The following is a 20,915-nucleotide window of genomic DNA, read 5'->3' as shown; positions in this document are numbered from 1 at the left end:
TCACCGAGACATAGGATGGACGTCTGATGGAGCGCCTGCTCGTCCTCGCTCGCCACGGCCAGAGCGAATGGAACCTCAAGAAGCTTTTCACCGGCTGGCGCGATCCGCAACTCACCGAGCTCGGCATCACCGAGGCCAGGACCGCCGGCCGCTGGCTGAAGCAGCAGGGCTATGCGTTCGATGTGGCCTTCACCTCCAACCTGCAGCGGGCGCAGCATACCTGCGCGCTGATCCTGGAGGAGATGGGCCAGGGCGGCATCGAGACGGTCCGGTCCGAGGCGCTCAACGAGCGCGATTACGGCGACCTGTCGGGCCTCAACAAGGATGATGCCCGCGAGCGCTGGGGCGACGCCCAGGTTCACCAATGGCGCCGGTCCTACGACATTCCGCCCCCCGGCGGGGAGAGCCTGAAGGACACCGCGGCGCGCGTGCTGCCCTATTACATCCAGACCATCCTGCCGCGCGTCATGGCGGGAGAGCGCGTCCTGGTGGCCGCCCATGGCAACTCCCTGCGGGCGCTGGTGATGGTGCTCGACGGCATGACCACGAAGACCATCGCCAGTCTCGAGATCGCCACCGGCATCCCCCTGGTCTACCAGCTCAAGGCCGACACCACGGTGGAGAGCAAGGCCGTGCTCGAGCGGGACATCGACCACGACGCCTGACGGCGTATCGAAGGTCGAAAGGATGTGCCGGGCACCGACTTGCGATTCCGGATCCGACCTTCGGAACGCCCCTTGTTCCCCAGAGGGCGGCTCCGTGCGGGCGGCTCGCGGCCAGCGGCGTGGAGCCACGGCCCCGCCGCAGGGCGACCGGGGCGCTTGACAGCGGGAAGGCGTGAGCCGACCCATCGTCGGCGAGCCTTCTTCAGGAAGGCCGCGCGAGCCCTTCGCCTTGACCGGAGACGTCTCGCGTCCGAACACCCTGACCCGGAGCCACGATCATCGGCTCCGCCCCGGAGAATCCATCCGATGCGTCTGCGCAACCTCGTCCGTCCGGTCGTGGCACTGGCCCTGATCGCCGGGCTCTCGTCAGGCGCCGTCTCCGTGGCTTGGGCCGCCGATGCGATCTTCCCGCCAAGCTCGCGCTTTGGCTTCACGCCGGCCTCGGACATGGCGCTGTCCAAGCGGTTCTCCGGCTTCGAGCGCCTGGAAGGCGGTGCGACGCTCTCCATCGTCGAGCTGCCGTCGACGGCCTTCGTCGATCTGGAGAAGAGCTTCACCGACGAGAACCTGCGCACGCAGGGGTTCGTCGTCGCGACGCGGGAGGCCATCAAGGTCGCGGGCGACGTGGACGCCGTGCTCTTCACCGGGGAGCAGCCAGCGCCGGAGGGCGCGGCCACCCCGGCGATCAAGAAATGGCTCCTGCTCGTCGGCGACACCACGGTCACGGGCATCATCATCGCCCAGACCGTACCCGATGCCGAGACGCCGGAAACCATGCGGAGCATGCTGACCAGCGTGAAGATCCGGCCGGAACTGACCCTGGACGAGCAGGTCGCGGCCCTTCCGTTCCGCATCCGCGAATCGGCCGGGTTCCGTCCCGTCCGGGTGCTCGCGGGCAATTCGGTGCTGATGACGCAAGGACCGAAGGACCAGATGCTGAATCTCGAACAGCCCATCCTGGTCCTGGCCCAGGCCGTCCAGCAGCCGCCGCAGCCGGAGCAGCGCGATGCCTTCGCCCGCGCGGCGCTCTATTCGAACCAGACGATGAAGGATTTCGCGGTCGAGCGTTCGCAGACCTACCGCCAGAACGGCGTCGACTGGCACGAGATCGTTGCCCGCGCCGTCGACGGCCCTTCGAACACGCCGGTGGTGGTGTCCCAGACCATCCGCTTCGCGCCGGACGGCTATCTCCGCGCGCTCGGCGTGGTCCGGGCCGACCAGCGCAGCGCCATGCTGTCCCAGTTCCGCGCGGTCATCGACAGCGTCGAGGTAAAGTAGCGGCCTCGTCGCCTCGTCGCGGACGCATCATCCGGGACGAGGCCATTGGTTCGGGCGGATGCCTCAGGCGGCATCCGCGGGATTGGTCGCCGCCTTGGGGCCGCCCTTGGCGACACCCACCAGGGCCGGGCGCAGGACCCGGTCGCCGATGACGTAGCCGGACTGCATCACCTGCACCACGGTCCCGTTCGGGACCTCGGCATTGGGGACTTCGAACATCGCCTGGTGGCGGTTGGGATCGAAGCGCTGGCCCTGGGGCTCGATGAGCTTCACCCCGTGCCGCTCCAGGGTCTTGGCGAGATCGCGCTCGGTGAGTTCGATCCCGTCGATCAGCGCCTTGAGCGGTCCCTCGGCGGTGGAGGCGGCCTCCGCCGGCACGCTCTCCAGCGCACGGCGGATGTTGTCGGCCGCGTTCAGCATGTCGCGCGCGAAATTCGTCACCGCATAGGTCCGCGCATCGGCGACCTCGCGCTCGGTGCGCCGGCGCAGGTTCTCCATCTCGGCCAAGGTGCGCAGGACGCGATCCTTCAGCTCGTCGCGCTCGGTGATCAGGCTCGCCAAGGCGACGGCGTTGTCCTCCACGCGCGCCTCGGGTTTCACGTCGGTCTCCGTCGCCGTCTCGGCGCGCTGCCCGTCATGCTCCATGTCGTTCGCCATCATCGCTCTTCGTCGATCGCAAGGTTGCTCGCCCCGCGCCAGTCGCCGGTCTCGTTCGCCGGAGACCGTCGGCACGCGGTCGATCGGAATGGGGTCGGGCCACGGCGCCGAGAACCCGCTCGACGGGGTTCGGCACCATGCTCCGGGATCGCAGCTGATATCAGACGCGCGCGGGATGAAATCAAGCCGAGCGCCGTCCCGCCCCTCTCTTCCGCCTCAGCCCCCCGCGAGATTCAGGCTTGCAGGGGGCTCAGGCTTCCCGCGGAGGCGGGGACTCCACGAGGGCTTCGAGCCCCTCCGCCCTCAAGGCGGCGACGTCGCTGGCGAAGATCTCCATCACCGCGTTGCGGATCGCCGCCTGCCGGTCGGGCTGGGTGACGCGGGTCCCGGTGAGGTCGGTGACGTAGAAGACGTCCACCGCCCGCTCGCCGAAGGTCGCCACATGGGCCGACGTGATGTTGAGGCTGAGGCGCCCGAGGGCGGTGGTCAGCTCGTAGAGCAGGCCCGGCCGGTCGAGGCCGGTGACCTCGACGACGGTCTCCCGGCTCGACAGGGCGTTGTCGATCGCCATGTCCGGGGGGATCAGGAAGGTGTTGGAGCGGTTGCTCGGCGGGTGCCGGTCCGCCACGAGATCGGCGATGCGGATCTCGCCCCTCAGCGCGCGCTCGATCGCCGTGGTGATGCGCTTGGCGCGGCGCAGTTCGTCGTCGTCCCGTTCGAAGGCGCGGGAGATGAAGATCGAATCGAGGGCGAAGCCGTCGGTGGTGGTGAAGATCTGCGCATCGACGATGTTGCCGCCCAAAGCCGCGCAGGCCCCGGTGACGATGGCGAGAAGGCGCGGGTGATCGGGCGAGTAGATCGTGAGCTCGGTCACGCCCCGGGTCGGATCGGTCTCGTAGACGGTGGCGACGGTGCGCCCATCCTCCATGACACCGCGCACGAACCCCGCATTCTTGAACTGGCGGACGGCATCGACCTTCAGCCAGTATGCCTGGTTGTGCCGGGCGGAATAGGCGTCGAAGAAGGCCGGATCCCAATCCGCCAGCTGCTCCCGCAGGCCCATCTGGATGAGACGGACCCGGTCGGTCCGGGCGATCTCGGAATGGCCGCCGGAAAGGAGCACCTCGGTCTCGTCGTAGAGGGTACGCAACAGCGTCCCCTTCCAGGCGGTCCACACGCCCGGTCCCACCGCCTTGATGTCCGATACGGTGAGGATCATTAGGAGCTTCAGCCGCTCCATGGTCTGCACCACAGAGGCGAATTTCTGAATCGTCTTCGGGTCGGAGAGATCGCGGCTCTGCGCCGTCATCGACATCAGCAGGTGGTGTTCCACCAGCCAGGCCACGATCTCGGTCTCGGCCTGGGTGAGGCCGAAGCGCGGGCCGATCTTCTCGGCGATGGCCGCGCCCGCGATGGAATGGTCTTCCGGGCGCCCCTTGGCGATGTCGTGCAGGAGCACCGCGACGTAGAGGGCGCGCCGGTGACTGATCGTGTCGATGAGCCGCGTGGCGATGGGGTGGTCTTCGGCCCCCTGGCCGGAATCGATGGCCGCCAGCACGCCGACGGACCGCAGCAGGTGCTCGTCCACCGTGTAGTGGTGGTACATGTTGAACTGCATCAGCGCGACGATGCGGCCGAAATCCGGGATGAACCGGCCGAGCACGCCGACCTCGTTCATCAGCCGAAGGATCGTCTCCGGCGAGTTCTTCGACGTCAGCACGTCGAGGAAGAGCGCGTTGGCCTCCGTGTCCGAGCGCAGGGAATGCCCGATGAGCCGAAGCGAGCGGGTGGCGGCCCGCGTCGCATCCGGATGGATCGGCAGGTTATGGCGGTCGGCAAGCCAGAACAGGCGGATCAGGTTCACGGGATCGCGCGAGAACGCGTCCGCGGTGCGCAGGTTGATCCGGCCGTGATCGTCGATGAAATCCTCCGCCTCGATGGCGGTGGCGCGGAAGCGATCGCGGAAGCGGCCGATCCAGCGGTCGAGGACCGGTGTGCGCTTGGCATGGCGCGCTTCGAGGGCGGCGCAGACGATGGCGGTGAGATCGCCGACTTCCTTCGCGATCAGGAAATACGCCTTCATGAAGCGCTCGACGCCCGACAGGCCGCCGCGCGGCTCGTAGCCGAAGCGCTCGGCGATCCTCGGCTGCAGGCCGAAGGACAGGCGCTCCTCGGACCGGCCGGTGACGAAATGCATGTGGCAGCGGACGCGCCAGAGCAGCTCCTCGCAGCGCTCGAACACCCGGTACTCCTCCGGCGTGAACAGGCCGGCGGGGACGAGTTCGCTCTGGTCGCGGACGCGGTAGGTGTATTTCGCGATCCAGAACAGGGTGTTGAGGTCGCGCAGGCCGCCCTTGCCGTCCTTGACGTTGGGCTCGACGAGGTAGCGCGAGGCGCCCGCCTTCGAGACGCGGGTGTCGCGCTCACGCAGCTTGGCCTCTACGAATTCCGGCGCCGTCCACATGACGAGTTCGGTGTCGAACCGGGTCACCAGTTCCTCGTACAGCGCCCTCGCGCCGAAGAGGTAGCGCGCCTCGAGGAGGGAGGTGCGGATCGTCATGTCGGCCCGCCCCTCGCGCAGGCATTCCTCCACGGAGCGCGTGGCGTGGCCGACCTTCAGCTTGAGGTCCCACAGCACGTAGAGCATCGCCTCGACGACGCTCTCGGACCAGGCGGTCTGCTTGTAGGGCAGCAGGAACAGGAGATCGATGTCCGACCCCGGCGCCATCGTGCCGCGACCGTAGCCGCCGGTGGCCACCACGGCGAGCTGTTCGCCGGTGGAGGGATTGTCGTTGGGGTAGAGCCGCCACACCACCGCATCGTGGATCGTGCGGATCACCGCATCAGTGAGGTTGCTGATCCGCTGGGCGCAAGCGGTGCCGTCGCGCTCCTCCATCAGCCGGGCTTCGGCATCGGCATGGCCGAGCTCGATGATGCGCCGAAGCTCGGGGACGAGAAGCGCGCGCAGCTGCGTCGCCTCGCGCACGTCGCGGTCGAGAGTGGTGAGGACCGTTTTGAGGGCGGCGCCAGCATCGAACATGCGCAAACCCGTTATCATGTTCCCGGAGGGACACCAGAGACAACGCTAGGCAGCTGCGTAGATGTGATAGGCAATCCCTAGGATATCGTTCTCTCTGCCGGAAAAATCGTTTGACGAAACGAACGGTCCTGGCTACCTCGGATGCCCCGCGTGACTGCCGGGACCATGGAGACGATTGACCGATGACTCTGTCCCGTCGCGCCGCCCTGAGTGCCATCTGCGGCGCCGCGTCGCTTCTGCTGATGCCGCGCCCCGGTGAGGCGGCGGAAGTCAAGGAGATCCGCCTCGATTGGGCGACCTACAACCCGGTGAGCCTGATCCTCAAGGAGAAGGGTTTCCTGGAGGAGGCCCTGAAGGAGAAGGGCATCACGGTGCGCTGGACCCAATCCCTCGGCTCCAACAAGGCGCTGGAATTCCTCAATGGCGGCGCCATCGATTTTGGGTCCTCGGCCGGGGCCGCGGCCTTGCTCGCCCGGATCAACGGCAACCCGATCAAGGCGGTCTACGTCTTCTCGCGGCCGGAATGGACGGCGCTGGTCACCCGCAAGGACAGCGGCATCACCAAGCCCGCCGACCTCAAGGGCAAGCGCATCGCGGTGACCCGCGGCACCGACCCGCACATCTTCCTCATCCGCGCGCTCCAGGGCGCCGGTCTGACCGAGAAGGACGCCAAGCTCGTCCTGCTCCAGCATGCCGATGGGCGCACCGCCCTCGACCGGGGCGACGTCGATGCCTGGGCCGGCCTCGACCCGATGATGGCGGCCTCCGAGATCGAGAACGACGCCGTGCTGTTCTACCGGGACGCCGCCGCCAACACCTGGGGCGTCCTCGACGTGCGCGAGGATTTCGCGAAGGCCAACCCGGACCTCGTCCGCACCGTGATCGCCGCCTACGAGACCGCCCGGAACTACGCGATCAAGAATCCCGACGCCCTGAAGAACGCCCTCGTGGCCGTGACGAAGCTGCCCGAACCGGTGATCGCCCGGCAGATCGAGCGCACCGATCTCACCCAGCCCGCCATCGGCAAGGCCCAGGCCGAGTCGATCGGCGCCGCCGGCATCGCCCTGCAGCAGGCGGGGGTGATCCCGGCCGGCACCGATGTGAAGGCGGCGGTGGACGGGCTGATCGATCCGCAATACGCGCCCGCCGCCCGTTGAGCCGTGGCTGAACCCGGAGCGGACGACGCGAAGTCGGCGCCGAAGCCTCGGCGAGAGACGGTATGGGACCAGGGCGGCCGCGTCGCCCTCGGCCTGATCCTGCCCCTCGCCCTGGTGATCGGCTGGGAATCCGCCGTCCATACCGGTCTCGCCCAGGGGCGGCTGATGCCCCCGCCGAGCCGGATCGCGGTGACCCTCTACGATCTCGCCGCCTCCGGCGATCTCTGGATGCACGTTCAGGCGACGCTGGTGCGCGTCGCCCTCGGCTTCGCCTTCGGCGCGGTGGCCGGCATCGCGGCGGGCGCCCTCACCGGGGCGCTTCCCACCGCCCGCCATATCCTCGATCCGACGCTTCAGGCGTTGCGCGCCGTGCCGTCGCTGGCCTGGGTGCCGCTGTTCATCCTCTGGCTCGGCATCCTCGAGACGCCGAAGGTGGCGCTCATCGCCGTGGGCGTCTTCTTCCCGGTCTATATCGGCGTGGCGGGGGCCATCGCCTCCGTGGACCGCAAGCTGATCGAGGTCGGCCGGATCTTCCGGCTCTCGACCCTGCAGCTCGCCCGGCGCATCCTGCTCCCCGCCGTCCTGCCGGCGACCCTGACCGCGCTCCGCACCGGCCTCGGCCTCGGCTTCCTGTTCGTGGTCGCCGCCGAACTGATGGGCGCTTCGGAGGGGCTCGGCTACCTCCTCATCGACGGGCAGCAATTCAGCAAAGCCGACCAGATCCTCGCTGCGATCATCGCTTTCGCCATCCTCGGCAAGCTCGCCGATACCGTCCTCGTCGCCGTGACCCGGCCTCTCACGCGCTGGCAGGACACGGCGCGGGAGACGTTGTAGGCCCTCCCCCGGTTCGAAGAAGGCTGGCGCCCCGCGATGCTCACCCTCGATAGCCTGTCCAAGACCTATTCCGACGGCACGCGGGCGCTGGAGCGCATCGATCTCACCGTGCCGCAGGGCGAGATCGTGGCGCTGATCGGCGGCTCGGGCTGTGGCAAGACCACGTTGCTGCGGCTCGTCGCCGGGCTCGACCGGGCGAGCGAGGGCAGCATCGTCCTCGACGGGGAGACCATCGCGCAGCCGCATCCGGGCGTCGGCCTCGTCTTCCAAGAGCCGCGCCTGCTGCCCTGGCTCGATGTGGCCGACAATGTGGGCTTCGGACTGAGCCACCTCGCCAAAACCGAGCGCAAGGCCCGCATCGCCCATGCCCTGGAGATGGTCGGACTCGGCGAACATGCCCGCCGCTGGCCGAGGGAACTCTCGGGCGGGCAGCAGCAGCGCGTGTCCATCGCCCGCGCCTTCGTAGCGAACCCCCGCGTGCTCCTCCTCGACGAGCCGTTCTCGGCCCTGGACGCCTTCACCCGCAAGGACCTGCACGGCCACCTTCTCGCCCTCTGGCAGGAGACGAAGCCGACGATCCTCATCGTCACCCACGATGTGGGAGAGGCGGTGGCGCTGGCCGACCGGGCGGTGGTGATGCGCCCCAAGCCAGGCCGCCTCGACGATGCGATCCCCCTGGCGCTGGCCCGCCCGCGCGATCCGGCCTCGCCGCATAGCGAGGCCGCCACCCGCCGCATCCTGGCCGCCCTGGACCGTTCGCTCAAGCCCGCCCAGGCGGCAGCGCCCACCGAGGCAGCGCAATGGTGGTGAGGCCTTCCCTGGCGTCCGGGCGCATCCCAGGTTAGACGCCGAGGCAACGATTAAGCCTACATAAGCCGACAATCGCACCAGGACGATCGAGGACACACCCGATGGACGCCACCACCCTGCGCTCGCTCCAGGCCCCGCTGAAGGACCAGTACCGCAACGCCCCGGAATCGGCCGTCATCACCCTGAAGGCCAAGGGCACCCTCGACGACACGTCCATCGCCTGCAAGGTCGAGACCGGACGGGCGATTGCCGTCGCCGGACTTCACCCCGCCACCGGCGGGTCGGGCCTCGAACTCTGCTCGGGCGACATGCTGCTCGAGGCGCTGGTCGCCTGTGCGGGCGTCACCATCAAGGCCGTGGCGACCGCCCTCGAAATCGAGCTTCGCGCCGGCACCGTCTCCGCCGAGGGCGACCTCGACTTCCGCGGCACGCTGGGCGTCGACAAGGAAGCGCCGGTGGGCTTCCGCGCCATCCGCCTGAACTTCGCCCTCGACACCGATGCGCCGCAGGAAAAGCTCGACCAGCTCCTCAAGCTGACCGAGCGCTATTGCGTCGTGTTCCAGACCCTGAACCACAAGCCGGAACTGGCGGTCCACGCCTCGAAGGGCTGAGGGAACGAGGCCACTCCGTCCGAGGGCGGGCGGAGTGGCGCAGGAACCGGTATTGGGCGGATTCTAGCCGGCATCCGCTTCGGTCGCGGACATACGGGCTTCTACCGCGCGGCGGGCGCGCTGCCGGCCACATGAAACACCGAGGCGGTCTCGTCCTCATGGAGGAGGCGCCAGCCCTCCAGGCGGCGCAGATGATCGGCGCTTCGCCCCTCCCTCCGCACGAGGGCCCAGGTGACACGGTGATGCGCCAGCAGGTCGGCGAAGCGGTCGGGCTCCGATGCGGCCAGCACCCGGTCGAGGCCGTTCATGAAACCGCCGAGGAAGAGCTGGTCGCTGCGCCCGTCGATGAAAGTCGGCACGCCGGACCGGATCAGGAATCCACCGAAATCGTAGTCGTTGTAGACCGGGCCGGTGAGGCCCCGTGCGCGTGCCGCGTCGAGTGCGGCCTGTGGCGTCATCGCTTCGCTGGGACGCGGCGAGACCACGGCCGCCGTCGCGATCGCCGCGACGGCACAGGCCAGGACGGCGAGGCCGAGACGATGCGAGGCGGCGACCGCCGTCCCGGCACGCAGCGTCGGAAATCGCGCCATGGCAGGCCCCGCCACGAGGATTGGTGCTGCCAGGACGAACAGGTCCGCGAACCGCGCGTGGCGGATCATCGTCACCCCGAGGAGCGTGACCACGCCGAGCCGGAACAGGGTTTTTCTGGGCTTGGCCAGCAGGAGCGCGATGCTGCCGATGAGCAGGGCCAGGGCGACGACGCCCGCCCCATCGAGGTCGAGGGGCTGCCATTCCTTGATGAAGGGCAGGGATTCACCGCTGTTGAACAGGCCGAGATTCACGAGAAACGGCGCATAGCCATAAGGCGTCAGACAGGAGGCGACCGTGGCGAGGGCGAGGAAGCGCGCCCATCGTGAAGCCCTGCCGATCCATTCGGAGCGGGGGCCGGAGAACACGCCCTCCCCCGCCAGAATGCCGGCGATGACGAGGCCGATCGGGTAGCTGCCGTGCAGATTGGCCCAGGCCACCATCACCGGGATCAGCCAGAACGATGGAGCCCTCCCCCGCTCCAGCGCCGCCACGAGGCCCGTCATCCAGACGAGGAGGATCGGCACCGTGAGGATGTGCGGGCGTGCGAGCAGATGCGGCGCGAGGACCACGAACACGGCGGTGACCGTCGTCAGTGCCGCGATGGGGGAGACATGGCGCTGCAGCCACAGGTGCAGGCCGGCCAGCGAGCCGGCAACGACCAGAATGGTGAGCATGCAGACGCCCCACCAGCCGGCGAGCGCGTAGGCCCCATAAAACAGCACCTGAGAGGCCCATTCCTTCGCGATCCAGGGCGATCCAGCGAAGGTGTGGGAGAACAGGTCCGTCCAGGGCACGGCGCCGTGAGTGACGATCCAGCGGCCGATCGCCAAGTGCCACTGGCTGTCAGGGTCATTGAGGAGCTGGCCGGCGCGGATGGACAGCGTGAGAACCACCACCAGGAACACGAGGATCGACGAGGCTTCCCTCGACCACCGCGCGGACGGTCGGGACGCCGCGCCGAGCGCCTGCATTGGCGCCGGGGGGTAAGCCGGATCGGATCTCATCCCGTATGCCCCACCCGGTGTCGGGAACCCTGCAGCGCCTCGGAAAAGATGTGCCGGCTCAGGACCACGTAATTCACGGCCGGTATCCCGATGCAGACGACGAGGATCGAGAGCCAGGAAGGCCCCTCAAATATCCCACCGACGATGGCGGGGATCGCTGCGGCCGCGCCGTAGCCGGCCATCGTCAGAAGGGAAAACCGCAACGCCGCGCGAGGCGCCGGCTGCCGGTCGCCGAAGGTCAGCCAGCGATGACCGGCATAGGACCAGAGCGAGGCGAGGCCGTAGGAGAGGGCTGAGACCAGCGGAAGCGGAAGCCCGGCGACCGCCGTCCCCGCCAGGCTCAGGCAGGCATAGAGTAGGGTCGCGATGCCGCCGACCAGAATCATCCGGGCGAGCCGTATCGGCAGGGCGCGGCCGCTCACTGGCCGGTGCCGGAGATCCAGCCGGAAGAAAGGCTTTGCGTGATGAGGTGCATCGACCGGGCCGGAGGGGGTGATACCGGCCCCGAGCGTTAGGCTGCCGCGCTTAAAGGCGGCTTAATCCCGTCAGACCGAAGCGGACAGGCGCCCTTCGATCGCATCCCAGACCGAGACCGCGAGGTCCGGTCCACCGAGCCGCTTGATGGCGCGGATGCCGGTGGGAGAGGTGACGTTGATCTCGGTGAGGTTGCCGTCGATCACATCGATGCCGACGAGGATGAGGCCGCGCCGGCGGAGCTCAGGGCCGATCGTGGCGCAGATTTCCCGCTCGCGCTCGGTGAGGTCGGAGGCGGCGGCCGCCCCGCCGCGCACCATGTTGGAGCGGATGTCGTTGAGCGCCGGAACGCGGTTGATGGCGCCCAGAGGCTCACCGTCCACCAGGATGATGCGCTTGTCGCCCTCGGTGATCTTCGGCAGGAAGCGCTGGACCACCCAGGGCTCGCGGAACGTCACCGAGAACAGATCGAACATCGAGCCGAAATTGGCGTCCTCCGGCAACACCCGGAACACCGCCGCGCCGCCATGCCCGTGCAGGGGCTTCATGACGATGGCGCCGTGCTCGGCCCGGAACGCCTCGATCTCCGCCTTGTCGCGGGTGATCAGGGTCGGCGGCATGAGTTGCGGGAAATCCAGGACGAACAGCTTCTCGGGCGCGTTGCGCACCTCGGCCGGGTTGTTGACGACCAGCGTCCGCGGGTGAATCCGCTCCAGCATATGGGTCGCGGTGATGTAGGCCATGTCGAAGGGCGGGTCCTGGCGCATCAGGACCACATCCACATCGGCGAGATCGACCCGCTCCACGGCGCCAAGGGTCGCATGGGCGCCCTCCACGTCCTGGACCCGGAGGGGCTCGACCCGTGCCGTCACCACCTGACCCTGCATGGAGAGCCGGTCCGGCGTGTAGAATAGGAGATCGTGCCCCCGCGCCTGCGCTTCCAAGAGCAGGGCGAAGGTGGTGTCACCGGCGATCCTGATCGCCTGGATCGGGTCCATCTGAACCGCGACGGTCAGGGCCATGGCGCACGAGCCTCATTCACGTTCGAGCACGGTCGAAGGTCGGGGGAGCCGCCGCCGGTCTTCGATCGAAACCGCAGGCCTATTCGATGACCTGGCTTCCGTCGACAGGCTTCTTACTGGGAGATGCCCCTTAGCACGACCTCCCCCTCAGCGGGACTTGCCACCGCTGCGGCGGTCGTAATCGCCGATGGCGTTGCGGCATTCGGCCGAGAGGCGGGGACGGTTGCGCTCCATGCACTTCTCGGCCTCGTTGCTGTTGGGATCGACGCCGGCACAGAGGCGGAAATAGTCGTTGGCGCAGCCGAGTTGCAGGCCTTGGTCTTCGCGCTGGGCCTGGGCCGGGCCGGCGGCCAGAAGCAGAAGGGCAAAGGGTGCGGCCTTCAGGGCCAGGGACCGGCCCTTCGAGGGGCTGGAGGATCGTGTGGTCGCCACGCGCATTCTGCGTTGTCCTTCGCTCGGATCGGAGTGTGGCGGCATATCGGGCGCAGCCATGGCTTAGCAAGCGCGCGGGACACCGTCCCGGTTCCGAGCGGGTAGGGTCGGACAGATGGGCGTGTCGCCCCGGTCACAGTTTTTCGAGATCCCCAAACAAAAAGGCCCCGCTCACCGGGGGAGCGGGGCCGAGTGCAAGGGAGGAAACGCCCGCCATGGGCAGTAAAATTCAAAGCAAGTTGCAAGCCAGAGTGGATTCAGGGACTTCAGTTCCGACAGGCTTCGCGGCTGCGGCGAAATTACCACGTGGATCCAATCCCCGCCGCCGCCTCCCGGTGCTCTCCCGCGATTCGATCAAGGGCGGAAACTTTTCATTAACTACCCCGTGATGATCTCCGCTCTGCATCACGATGGATTGAGAATTCGACGGGGCTCGGCTCCGAGAGGGTTCGAGAGGACGTTTCCGACGGGTTCGGGTGGTGCGGATCGAGGATCGATGGGATCGCCAGCGATGACGCCTGACCGCAAGTCCCAGAGTGCCAAATCACACCCCGGTGAGCCCTCGGGCGGTCAGGGGGACCGGGCGATGCCGCTGCCGACGGCCAGCGTCGTGGCGTTCCGCCAGGCCTCCGGCCGCCGCTTCCGCCGGGACGACGAGAGCGACGACGCCCCACGCGGCGAGATCCTGCTGTTCACCGGCGTCCGCTACGAGCGCATGCCTGAACCGGCGATGCCCGCTCCGCGCCAGCGCCGGCGCTCCTGAGATCCCACGCCTCCGGTCCACCGTGAGGCTCGATGAGGCACCGTGAACCCGAGGAAGCGCGATGCCGGCGTCCCATTCCGTCAGCCCCACCGGGCGCCTGATCCGGACCGCGTCCGCCGCCGCGATGCTGCTGGTGGGAGGCTGCGCCCAGAAGGGCGATTTCGGCCGCCCGGCCCCGAGCGCCTGGAACAGTCTCGTGGCGAGCACCGGCACCGTGGCCGCGCAGTACCGCAACGAGCCGGCCTCGCATTTTCCCCTCACCGACGACGAGCGCACCCTGCGTGACCGGGCCTGGCGCTTCCTGATGCCGGCGGCCGAGAGCGAGACCTTCACCGACGCCCTGGCCAACCTCACCCGCACCCGCGTGCTGCCGCCGAGCTGGCGCGACGACGACGTCGCCAGCTACCATGCGGCCCTGATCGCGGAGCCCTTCCGCTCGCCCGTCTCGCGCTATCGCCGCGTGTCGGACGACATCACCGCGGATGCGCGCCTGATCCCGCTCTTCGCGGCGACCGCGGCGCGGGTGGCGAATGCCGATACCCTCCGCCTGCGCAGCCTGCCCTTCGTGAAGAGCCTCGATGACGAGAGCATCCGCCAAGCCGCCATGCGGGTGGCCGAGAACCGCTGCCTCGTGGCCTGGGTCCGCCTGGAGACGGGGGTTCGGTCAGAGCGCTACCGCTACGCCCTGCAACACCTCCTCGTGGAGGTTCCCTCGGTCGAAGCCGTGTCGGTTGAGCGCAGTCTCGCCGGCCTCGACGGACGCCGGGTGATGCTCGACCCGCTGCTTCCGGCGGAGGCCGAGGCGCGCTGCGGATTGGTGGAGGCGCCCGCCCCTCAGGCCGCCAGTCCCATCGTCGCGAAATACTGAACCGGGCCGCCCGTCCGGACAGGGCGTGGGTCGGCCATCAGCCCCCGGATTTCGCGGCGTCCTCGGTCGGGCTGTCGATGGTGCAGGAGACGGCCTGGACCGCCTCGTTCGCCGCTTGGCGCTGGCTCGGAAGGGCGGCCACCACACGCACCACCACGAAGCCCTCCCGCTCGGTGGCGACGATTCGCACGTCGCGGCTGACGTCGTTTTCGTCCTCGTTGGCCAGGGCTTCGTCGTATTGGGCGCGGGTGAGGATCACGAGGTCGAGGGCGCCGCGCACCGCCGCCTGATCGGTGACCGCATAGAAGGCTCCCCGCCGCCCATGGACGGCCAGGGACAGCATCAGCGCGCCGGTGCGGGCCGAGACCCGCATCGGGCCATCGGCGAGGTTGTAGGCGCAGATGCCCACGGCGACGGAAGGATCGGGGATCGGCAGCCACGCCTCGGTGGGGGCCGGGTTGATGCCGGTGGAGAGCGTATAGACCGGCATTGCGTGGTCCAGGGCCTCGCTGGTGCGCGCCTTCGTCAGAGCGTCGGATTCCGACAGGCTCGGGATCGCTAGAACCACGGCGATATGGACCAGTCCCGCCAGGACAAGGCCGGCGAGGGTCGCGAGGAGGAAACGCCCGGTCGGGTTCATTCCGCGCATTCCGTGCGGGAGATCGTGGGAACCGCGGAGCGCTCCACCGTGCCGGCACTGGCCGCCACCGGCGTGTCGTAGAGACGGAGCGCAAGCCGCACCGGCCCTGTCGCACGCGGCATGGGCAGCCAATTGCCGGGCTGGACGTCCGAGGCGAGGACGATGGAGAAGCGCCCGTCGACGTCGCGCAGCACCTCCGTCGAGGTGAAGCCCTCGCGCAGCACCGGCCGCTCGGGGTCGCGCTTGCCGCGCCCGGCGACGGTGAGGGTCCAGGCTCTGGCCGGGGGCGTCGCGCCGGCGATCACATAGGTGCAGCCGGCATTGAGGGTGCGGCCCTGATCGTCCTGGGAGGCGGTGAGAAGCAACCCCTCTCCCACCGCCAGGGGAATCTCCCCGCGTCGGGCATTCACCGCGCGGGCATAGGGATCGGCGCCGAGCGAGCCCGTGCGCGGCCATGCGATCCAGCTCCCCACTGCAACGCCTCCGAACGGATAGCCCCCCCGCGTGGCGTAATCCGCCGTCGCCAACCCTAAGCCCGCACCGAGCACGAGCGTGTAGAACACGAGCCCGACGCGGGAGGTCCGGCGCAGCACGGCGCGAAACGCGCGGCCTCCCCGGCCGGCGACGCCCGCGATGTCCGGCCTCGCGCCGGACCGGGCAGGGTGATCTGTGGTGCTCATGCGGCGGCTGACATCCTGGGGCCGTGGGGACACCGTCGCTACGGAATGCCGATGCGGCCGCCGACCGGGCGGGCGCCATCGGCGACGGCGCCCGTGGTCTCCCCCGCGGCGGCACGGGCGCCGGCGGGGGGCCCCGCCTCCACGGTGCGGAACAGGCCGTTCATGCTGCCGATGACCTCGAACGAGCGCCGCGAGAGCTTGCCGGCCGCGCTGGCGGCGGCGTTGGGCGGCGAGGACGACCCGGCCTGCGCGATCGGACGGGTGTTCTCCTTGAGGCCCGGCATCGCCTTCAACTCGATGCCCTGGTGGGCCGTTTCCATCACGTCGTGCCAGGCCATGGCGGGAAGCGAGCCGCCGGTCATCTTGTTGGTGGAGGTGGAATCGTCGTTGCCGAACCAGACGGCGCCTACGTAATTGCCGGTATAGGCCACGAACCAGGCATCCTTGTAGGCGTTGGTCGTGCCCGATTTGCCCGCGACCTTGATGCCGTCGAGCTGCGCGCGACGGCCGGTCCCCTCCTCCACCACCTTGTTCAACATGAAGTTCATGTCGGCCACGACCTGGGGCGAGAGGATCTGCTCGGGCTTCTCGTCGGCATGGCGGTAGATCACCTCGCCCGAGGAGTTCTTCACCTCCATGGCCGCGTAGGGCTTGGCCTTGCGGCCGCCATTGGCGAACACCGCATAGGCCGCCGCCTGATCGATGACGTTCACCTCCGCCGAGCCGATGGGTAGGGAGACGGAGTCGGTGAGCGGGGTGGTGATGCCCATGCGATGGGCCATGTCGATGATCTTGGCGCGCCCGGCCTTGGCGGCGGGGTAATCGCCCTTGATGCCGATGGCCTTGCCCAACGCGACCGAGATCTGGATCGGGATCGTGTTGATGGATTTCGCCACCGCCACGGTGAGGTTGGTGGCGCCGGAGAACGAGCGGCCGTAATTCTGCGGGCACCAATTGCCGAGGCAGATCGGCCGGTCCACGACCCGGGTATCCGGCCGGTAGAGGCCGGCGGCGAGACCCGCCGCATAGACGTAGGGTTTGAACGAGGAGCCCGGCTGGCGCAGGGAATCCGTGGCCCGGTTGAACTGGCTCTCGCCGTAATCGGCCCCACCGACCATGGCGCGCAGGGCCCCGTCCGGATCGAGGATGACCATGGCGGCCTCGTCCACGTCGTACTGGTCGCCATACTGGCGCAGGATGTTCTCCACCGCCTGGTCGGCACGCTTCTGGATGCCGATGTCGAGGGGAGTCTTCACGATCAGCACGCGGTCGCCGCGCAGCTTGCCGGAATCCGCCATGCCCTTGATCTCGCCGAAGGCCCAGTCGAGGTAGTAATCGGCGGTGATGTCGCGGGTGCGGGTCACCGGCGTCGCCGGGTTGCGCAACGCCGTCTGAATCTGGCCTTCGGTGACGAAGCCGGCTTCCACCATGTTGTGGAGCACGTCCACGGCGCGGGCGCGAGCCGCCGGCAGGTTCACATGCGGCGCGTATTTCGTCGGCGCCTTGAACAGGCCGGCCAGCATCGCGGCCTCGGCGAGGCTCACATCCTTCAGGGGCTTGCCGAAATAATAATCGGCCGCGGCCACCGCGCCGAAGGTGCCGCCGCCCATATAGGCGCGGTCGAGATAGAGCTTGAGAATCTCGTTCTTGCTGAGATGGCTCTCGAGCCAGAGCGCCAGGAACGCCTCGTTGACCTTGCGCTCCAGGGAGCGCTCGTTGGTGAGGAACAGGTTCTTGGCGAGCTGCTGGGTGATCGACGAGCCGCCCTGCGTGTTGCCGCCGCCTCGCGAGTTCGAGACGAGGGCGCGCGCCGTGCCGATCGGGTCGATGCCCCAATGCTCGTAGAAGCGCCGGTCCTCGGTGGAGACCAGGGCCTTGATCATGCTGTCGGGAAAGTCGTCGAGCTTGAGCGAATCGTCGTGCTTGATTCCGCGCCGGCCCACCTCGACGCCGTAGCGGTCGAGGAAGGTGACGGCGAGATCCTGCTGCTTCAGCCAGTTGTCGCTGGTGAGGTTGAAGGCGGGCTGCGCAAGGGCCAGCATCAGCACGGCGCCGCCGGTGCCGAGCGTCACCCCCTCGCTGGTGAGATCGAGGGCGACGCGCTTCCAGCCGCGCACCGAGAAGACCTGCATGCGCTGCTGGAAACGCTCGTAGGTCTCGGCGGTGGAGCGGCCGCTATCGTACAGGCTCGCATTCACCCAGGCGTCGAAGCCGAGGGCGGCGCGTTTCAGGCGCGTCAGGATCGAGGTGGCTTTGGGCAGGCGCACGACGTGTTCTCTGTCCCTCACCGCACGGCCGGCATCGCTCGCCGATGCCGCCGGTCAAGCACTACCAAGCTCCGCGCATCTTCGCGAGGCCCCGCGATCCACATCGCCCGCCCTTGCGCAGGGGGCAGCATGGATGGCTCCCCACCATAATGCGTCCGGTGACGAAAACGTCGCGGCGCCGGCAAGAATAACCTTTCGTCAACCCTGGCTCGGGATTGGGGCGCCGAGGTGGCGCGGCTTGCCGATCACGCCCACATGCGTCAAGGAGCCTGCGCGCTCCGCCCTCCCGTTCCGAAACCCGAAGGTGCTCCCGATGAGGGACCGCACATCCACCCTCCTTGCCCCGGATCCCTCGGCCCGTCGGGCCACGAGCCCGTTCTGGCGGGAGAAGACCCTCGACGAGATGTCGTCGTCCGAATGGGAGAGCCTGTGCGACGGCTGCGGCCGCTGCTGCCTGCTCAAGCTCGAGGATGACGATACCGGTGAGGTCTACCACACCGATGTCGGCTGCACCCTCCTCGACGGGCTCGCCTGCAACTGCCGCGACTACGTCAACCGCCAGAGGCGGGTGCCCGATTGCGTCCGCCTGACGCCGGAGGCGGTCCGGACCATTCCCTGGCTGCCGCCGACCTGCGCCTATCGCCTCGTGCGCGACGGGCAGGATCTCTACCCGTGGCATCCCCTCGTCTCCGGCCGACAGGCCAGCGTCCACGAAGCCGGCATCTCGGTGCGCGGCCGGATATCGGGCAACGAGGAGGAGTTCACAACCGACGAACTCCTCGACCAGATCGTCACCTGGCCCGGCCGCACCCCGGACACCGAGGACGAGGATTAGACGCCGCAAAGGCCCCTCACGGATCGAGGCGGAAGCGGTCCACGTCGCGCAGGAGGTCGAGGAAGGCTCTTGCACCGTGGTCGAGGGCCGCGAGGCCGGCCTCCCGCGTGCCGAGCGTCGCGTTGCCGATGGCGCCCGAGGAGTGAAGGTCCTGTGCCTTCCAGGCGAAGGCCGCCGGGCGGCCGGCGCGCAGGTGGACGAAGTCGCGCTCCATCGCCACCGAGCGGGGCTTGAAATCGGCGACGGCCCGGCTCCGCACCGCATCGGGCTTCAGTGCCAGCATCAGCGCCGTCTCGATGGCACCGGCATGGATGCCGTGTCTGATCTCGTCCTCAGGAAACAGACCCGGCGGATAACCGAACCGGCTCCAGGCCGTGGTGACGGCGAGCATGCCGATTCCGCGCAGGTCGCTCGCCACGAGGTCGATCAGGCCGCTGTTGCCGCCATGTGAGGTGACGATGACGAGCTTGCCGCATCCGGCCCGATTCAGGCTGAGGCCGATCTCGCCCCAGGCGCGCAGGGCCGTCTCGGCGGTCAGGGTCAGGGTGCCGGGGAAGGCGTCGTGCTCATCCGACTTGCCGATGCTCTGGACGGGCAGGACGAGGATATCGAGGTCGACCGCGTCGAGTTCGGCCAGCCGGGCAAGGTAGCCCTCGGCGATGGTGACGTCGGTGGAGAGCGGCAGATGGGGCCCGTGCTGCTCCACCGCCGCCACGGGGAGGATAGCGATGGAGCGGCCGATCACGGACGCGATTTCCCCGCTCGTGAGATCGAACCAGTTCCGAACCGCCATGTCCGCCGTATCCCTCGCGGCCCGATGCCGCGAGACATGTGTCTATGCCGGATGGACCTTCACAAGAAGGCCCATCCGAGGGTCGGCTCAGCGGCGCGAAGGGCGCAGCAGCCATCCGAGGCCGAAGGCGGCAGCTGCCACGATGGCGAGCGTGACGGCCTTGTTCTCGTCGGCACGGGCGGCGACGGCCCGCCCCTGCCGCACGGCTTCGCCCCGGTAATGGCGGCCGCGGCGCTGGGCCTCGTCGGCCAGGGCATAGCCACGGTCGGCGATGGCATGGCCGCGCTGTTGCGCTTCGTCGGCCAGGGAGTGGGCGCGGGCGCTGGCCTCATCGATGAAGCGCTCGCCGTCGCGGCGCAAATCGTTCACCCTGTCGCGGGCTTCGCCATAGGCATACTGGGCCGCACCGGCGGCCTGATCGTAGGCGCCCTCGACCTGCTGGCGCGCACGGCCCGTCACGGCGCCGAGCGCCGTCTTGCCCCGGCCCTGCAGATTGCGGACGCCGCCGTCAAAATGATCTCTGTTCATGGATCTATCTCCCATTCGCGAGGGGAAGACGGGGGGGGAGCCCGATCCGCCCTGTCGGAGCACCGTCCCGGATACGCATCCGCGACGATGCTCGAAGCGATTGTTCGTCGTCGAATTTCAAGGAAGGAGCCGTCAGTCTCCCGTCGGGGCAAGCCCGGACATCGGGAGACGGTGGAGAGGACCTGCATCGCCCCCGCGACGGCTCCGACCGGAGGGTCAGATCTTCTTGACGGCGTCGGCGGCGCTCTGAGCCGCGCCCTTGATCCCGTCCTTGGCATCACCCACGGTCTTCTGGGCCTCACCCTTCAGCTCCTGCGCCTTGCCTTCGGCCTGCAACTTCTCGTTGCCCGTGACCGAGCCGACGCCCTGCTTGATGTTGCCGACGGCTTCGTTGGCGAGACCCTTGATCTTGTCGGTGGTGCTGCTCATCGAAATGGTCCTCATCATCGATCGGGGAGGCCGGGACGCGACATGCGTCGGGCACCGCGAAGTCGGAAGCCGAACGATAACAATTGCTGAAATGTTCCGGTTCGCCCCTGCGGAAGTGTATGATTTCCTACCGATCTGAGCGAGGAGTGCTGCGTCGCAGCACTGGTCCGAAGTTAAAGACCGCCACGGCAAGAGTTTGAATTTTTTATACGCGTGATCCAAATTTTTTGTTTCGCTTTGCGACGTTCTTGCCAGCAAAGTTTCTTGAATTCAAAATATTCCCGGCTAGAACTCGGCAAACAACTGACGAGACACCGAGGAAGACGGTCATGACCGTTCGCGCCGCCACACCGGGTTCGGGTGGGACCACCCAGCCGACCCTGGATACGGCGTCCGCGCCGCCGTTCGGGCGCTGGGGTCAGCTGGTGATCGGCGTGATCTGCATGGTGATGATCGCCAACCTGCAATACGGCTGGACGTTCTTCGTCCCCGACATCCAGAAGAAGTTCGGCTTCGACCGGGCGGCGATCCAGTGGG

The 20,915-nt window shown here is 68.3% G+C and carries 21 protein-coding genes and 1 pseudogene; 10 read left to right on the top strand and 12 right to left on the bottom strand.

Annotated features, from left to right (window positions below; translation table 11 throughout):
• The first annotated feature begins 26 nt into the window (after positions 1 to 26).
• Both FPV16_RS19370 and FPV16_RS19365 read left to right on the top strand, forming a co-directional pair.
• Entirely contained in the window at positions 27 to 665 is a 639-nt protein-coding gene (locus FPV16_RS19370; RefSeq protein ID WP_018045802.1) for a 2,3-bisphosphoglycerate-dependent phosphoglycerate mutase, read from the top strand.
• A gap of 306 nt (positions 666 to 971) precedes the next feature.
• Entirely contained in the window at positions 972 to 1,943 is a 972-nt protein-coding gene (locus FPV16_RS19365) for a hypothetical protein (protein WP_227440003.1), read from the top strand.
• A gap of 63 nt (positions 1,944 to 2,006) precedes the next feature.
• On the opposite strand, the gene grpE is transcribed toward FPV16_RS19365, so the two are convergent.
• Together grpE and FPV16_RS19355 are read right to left on the bottom strand one after the other, a co-directional pair.
• Positions 2,007 to 2,603, bottom strand: a complete 597-nt coding sequence (gene grpE / locus FPV16_RS19360) for a nucleotide exchange factor GrpE (RefSeq protein ID WP_227440002.1) — start codon at positions 2,601 to 2,603, stop codon at positions 2,007 to 2,009.
• A gap of 247 nt (positions 2,604 to 2,850) precedes the next feature.
• On the bottom strand, positions 2,851 to 5,640 hold the full coding sequence (locus tag FPV16_RS19355; protein WP_227440001.1) for a [protein-PII] uridylyltransferase: 2,790 nt from the start codon (positions 5,638 to 5,640) through the stop codon (positions 2,851 to 2,853).
• Positions 5,641 to 5,822: 182 nt separating this feature from the next.
• On the opposite strand from FPV16_RS19355, the gene FPV16_RS19350 reads away from it, so the two are divergent.
• From FPV16_RS19350 to FPV16_RS19335, 4 genes are all read left to right on the top strand, one after another.
• Positions 5,823 to 6,797, top strand: coding sequence for an aliphatic sulfonate ABC transporter substrate-binding protein (locus FPV16_RS19350; protein ID WP_227440000.1), 975 nt, complete (start codon positions 5,823 to 5,825; stop codon positions 6,795 to 6,797).
• Positions 6,798 to 6,890: 93 nt separating this feature from the next.
• On the top strand, positions 6,891 to 7,631 hold the full coding sequence (locus tag FPV16_RS19345) for an ABC transporter permease (RefSeq protein ID WP_227440031.1): 741 nt from the start codon (positions 6,891 to 6,893) through the stop codon (positions 7,629 to 7,631).
• 36 nt (positions 7,632 to 7,667) lie between these two features.
• Positions 7,668 to 8,441, top strand: coding sequence for an ABC transporter ATP-binding protein (locus FPV16_RS19340; RefSeq protein WP_227439999.1), 774 nt, complete (start codon positions 7,668 to 7,670; stop codon positions 8,439 to 8,441).
• Between the two features lie 101 nt (positions 8,442 to 8,542).
• Positions 8,543 to 9,052: an OsmC family protein gene (locus FPV16_RS19335; RefSeq protein WP_227439998.1), complete on the top strand. Its 510-nt coding sequence runs from the start codon at positions 8,543 to 8,545 to the stop codon at positions 9,050 to 9,052.
• Between the two features lie 101 nt (positions 9,053 to 9,153).
• Here the strand turns inward: FPV16_RS19335 and FPV16_RS19330 are convergent, their stop codons facing one another.
• The 4 genes from FPV16_RS19330 to FPV16_RS19315 all read right to left on the bottom strand — a co-directional run bounded on the left by FPV16_RS19330 (position 9,154) and on the right by FPV16_RS19315 (position 12,581).
• On the bottom strand, positions 9,154 to 10,614 hold the full coding sequence (locus FPV16_RS19330; RefSeq protein ID WP_227439997.1) for a hypothetical protein: 1,461 nt from the start codon (positions 10,612 to 10,614) through the stop codon (positions 9,154 to 9,156).
• A gap of 29 nt (positions 10,615 to 10,643) precedes the next feature.
• Positions 10,644 to 11,069: a GtrA family protein gene (locus FPV16_RS19325; RefSeq protein WP_227439996.1), complete on the bottom strand. Its 426-nt coding sequence runs from the start codon at positions 11,067 to 11,069 to the stop codon at positions 10,644 to 10,646.
• A 123-nt stretch (positions 11,070 to 11,192) separates the two neighbouring features.
• Positions 11,193 to 12,143 carry a glutathione synthase gene (gene gshB, locus FPV16_RS19320; protein WP_227439995.1) on the bottom strand — a complete coding sequence of 317 codons (951 nt, stop codon included), beginning with the start codon at positions 12,141 to 12,143 and terminating at the stop codon, positions 11,193 to 11,195.
• Positions 12,144 to 12,290: 147 nt separating this feature from the next.
• Positions 12,291 to 12,581, bottom strand: coding sequence for a hypothetical protein (locus tag FPV16_RS19315; protein WP_018045813.1), 291 nt, complete (start codon positions 12,579 to 12,581; stop codon positions 12,291 to 12,293).
• Between the two features lie 505 nt (positions 12,582 to 13,086).
• On the opposite strand from FPV16_RS19315, the gene FPV16_RS19310 reads away from it, so the two are divergent.
• Both FPV16_RS19310 and FPV16_RS19305 read left to right on the top strand, forming a co-directional pair.
• Positions 13,087 to 13,338 (top strand): hypothetical protein, encoded by a 252-nt coding sequence (locus FPV16_RS19310; protein ID WP_227439994.1) that lies wholly within the window; start codon positions 13,087 to 13,089, stop codon positions 13,336 to 13,338.
• A gap of 124 nt (positions 13,339 to 13,462) precedes the next feature.
• Positions 13,463 to 14,206 carry a hypothetical protein gene (locus tag FPV16_RS19305; RefSeq protein WP_227440030.1) on the top strand — a complete coding sequence of 248 codons (744 nt, stop codon included), beginning with the start codon at positions 13,463 to 13,465 and terminating at the stop codon, positions 14,204 to 14,206.
• 37 nt (positions 14,207 to 14,243) lie between these two features.
• Here FPV16_RS19305 and FPV16_RS19300 read toward each other — a convergent pair whose 3' ends face one another.
• Genes FPV16_RS19300 through FPV16_RS19290 form a run of 3 tightly spaced genes read right to left on the bottom strand, consistent with a single transcriptional unit; the run spans position 14,244 to position 17,793 of the window.
• Positions 14,244 to 14,846 (bottom strand): hypothetical protein, encoded by a 603-nt coding sequence (locus FPV16_RS19300; protein ID WP_026176270.1) that lies wholly within the window; start codon positions 14,844 to 14,846, stop codon positions 14,244 to 14,246.
• Positions 14,843 to 15,526, bottom strand: coding sequence for a DUF1214 domain-containing protein (locus FPV16_RS19295; protein ID WP_227439993.1), 684 nt, complete (start codon positions 15,524 to 15,526; stop codon positions 14,843 to 14,845). Before FPV16_RS19295 ends, FPV16_RS19300 begins: the two co-directional genes overlap by 4 nt.
• A gap of 38 nt (positions 15,527 to 15,564) precedes the next feature.
• Positions 15,565 to 17,793 (bottom strand): transglycosylase domain-containing protein, encoded by a 2,229-nt coding sequence (locus tag FPV16_RS19290; RefSeq protein ID WP_227439992.1) that lies wholly within the window; start codon positions 17,791 to 17,793, stop codon positions 15,565 to 15,567.
• Between the two features lie 313 nt (positions 17,794 to 18,106).
• Here FPV16_RS19290 and FPV16_RS19285 point away from each other — a divergent pair, with 313 nt between their 5' ends.
• Entirely contained in the window at positions 18,107 to 18,628 is a 522-nt protein-coding gene (locus FPV16_RS19285) for a YcgN family cysteine cluster protein (RefSeq protein WP_227439991.1), read from the top strand.
• Between the two features lie 16 nt (positions 18,629 to 18,644).
• Here FPV16_RS19285 and FPV16_RS19280 read toward each other — a convergent pair whose 3' ends face one another.
• The 3 genes from FPV16_RS19280 to FPV16_RS19270 all read right to left on the bottom strand — a co-directional run bounded on the left by FPV16_RS19280 (position 18,645) and on the right by FPV16_RS19270 (position 20,378).
• Positions 18,645 to 19,421, bottom strand: coding sequence for a creatininase family protein (locus tag FPV16_RS19280; RefSeq protein ID WP_227439990.1), 777 nt, complete (start codon positions 19,419 to 19,421; stop codon positions 18,645 to 18,647).
• 87 nt (positions 19,422 to 19,508) lie between these two features.
• Positions 19,509 to 19,949: a CsbD family protein gene (locus FPV16_RS19275; RefSeq protein WP_227439989.1), complete on the bottom strand. Its 441-nt coding sequence runs from the start codon at positions 19,947 to 19,949 to the stop codon at positions 19,509 to 19,511.
• A gap of 216 nt (positions 19,950 to 20,165) precedes the next feature.
• Positions 20,166 to 20,378 carry a CsbD family protein gene (locus FPV16_RS19270; RefSeq protein ID WP_018045822.1) on the bottom strand — a complete coding sequence of 71 codons (213 nt, stop codon included), beginning with the start codon at positions 20,376 to 20,378 and terminating at the stop codon, positions 20,166 to 20,168.
• 329 nt (positions 20,379 to 20,707) lie between these two features.
• Here FPV16_RS19270 and FPV16_RS19265 point away from each other — a divergent pair.
• Positions 20,708 to 20,915: pseudogene (locus FPV16_RS19265) on the top strand (oxalate/formate MFS antiporter); the annotation flags it as partial.

This window comes from Methylobacterium sp. W2, from assembly GCF_020662345.1.
In the GTDB taxonomy this organism is placed as follows: Bacteria; Pseudomonadota; Alphaproteobacteria; order Rhizobiales; family Beijerinckiaceae; genus Methylobacterium.
The sequence above is the reverse complement of the archived record's forward strand: the minus strand, read 5'-3'. Positions and strand labels throughout refer to the sequence as shown.

What these genes read in the sequence shown, in the direction of transcription:
- FPV16_RS19370 (WP_018045802.1), top strand. Translation starts at nt 27, where the DNA reads ATGGAGCGCCTGCTCGTCCTCGCTCGCCACGGCCAGAGCGAATGGAAC.
- FPV16_RS19365 (WP_227440003.1), top strand. Translation starts at nt 972, where the DNA reads ATGCGTCTGCGCAACCTCGTCCGTCCGGTCGTGGCACTGGCCCTGATC.
- grpE (WP_227440002.1), bottom strand. Translation starts at nt 2,603, where the DNA reads ATGATGGCGAACGACATGGAGCATGACGGGCAGCGCGCCGAGACGGCG.
- FPV16_RS19355 (WP_227440001.1), bottom strand. Translation starts at nt 5,640, where the DNA reads ATGTTCGATGCTGGCGCCGCCCTCAAAACGGTCCTCACCACTCTCGAC.
- FPV16_RS19350 (WP_227440000.1), top strand. Translation starts at nt 5,823, where the DNA reads ATGACTCTGTCCCGTCGCGCCGCCCTGAGTGCCATCTGCGGCGCCGCG.
- FPV16_RS19340 (WP_227439999.1), top strand. Translation starts at nt 7,668, where the DNA reads ATGCTCACCCTCGATAGCCTGTCCAAGACCTATTCCGACGGCACGCGG.
- FPV16_RS19335 (WP_227439998.1), top strand. Translation starts at nt 8,543, where the DNA reads ATGGACGCCACCACCCTGCGCTCGCTCCAGGCCCCGCTGAAGGACCAG.
- FPV16_RS19330 (WP_227439997.1), bottom strand. Translation starts at nt 10,614, where the DNA reads ATGCAGGCGCTCGGCGCGGCGTCCCGACCGTCCGCGCGGTGGTCGAGG.
- gshB (WP_227439995.1), bottom strand. Translation starts at nt 12,143, where the DNA reads ATGGCCCTGACCGTCGCGGTTCAGATGGACCCGATCCAGGCGATCAGG.
- FPV16_RS19315 (WP_018045813.1), bottom strand. Translation starts at nt 12,581, where the DNA reads ATGCGCGTGGCGACCACACGATCCTCCAGCCCCTCGAAGGGCCGGTCC.
- FPV16_RS19310 (WP_227439994.1), top strand. Translation starts at nt 13,087, where the DNA reads ATGACGCCTGACCGCAAGTCCCAGAGTGCCAAATCACACCCCGGTGAG.
- FPV16_RS19305 (WP_227440030.1), top strand. Translation starts at nt 13,463, where the DNA reads ATGCTGCTGGTGGGAGGCTGCGCCCAGAAGGGCGATTTCGGCCGCCCG.
- FPV16_RS19300 (WP_026176270.1), bottom strand. Translation starts at nt 14,846, where the DNA reads ATGAACCCGACCGGGCGTTTCCTCCTCGCGACCCTCGCCGGCCTTGTC.
- FPV16_RS19295 (WP_227439993.1), bottom strand. Translation starts at nt 15,526, where the DNA reads ATGAGCACCACAGATCACCCTGCCCGGTCCGGCGCGAGGCCGGACATC.
- FPV16_RS19285 (WP_227439991.1), top strand. Translation starts at nt 18,107, where the DNA reads ATGAGGGACCGCACATCCACCCTCCTTGCCCCGGATCCCTCGGCCCGT.
- FPV16_RS19280 (WP_227439990.1), bottom strand. Translation starts at nt 19,421, where the DNA reads ATGGCGGTTCGGAACTGGTTCGATCTCACGAGCGGGGAAATCGCGTCC.
- FPV16_RS19275 (WP_227439989.1), bottom strand. Translation starts at nt 19,949, where the DNA reads ATGAACAGAGATCATTTTGACGGCGGCGTCCGCAATCTGCAGGGCCGG.
- FPV16_RS19270 (WP_018045822.1), bottom strand. Translation starts at nt 20,378, where the DNA reads ATGAGCAGCACCACCGACAAGATCAAGGGTCTCGCCAACGAAGCCGTC.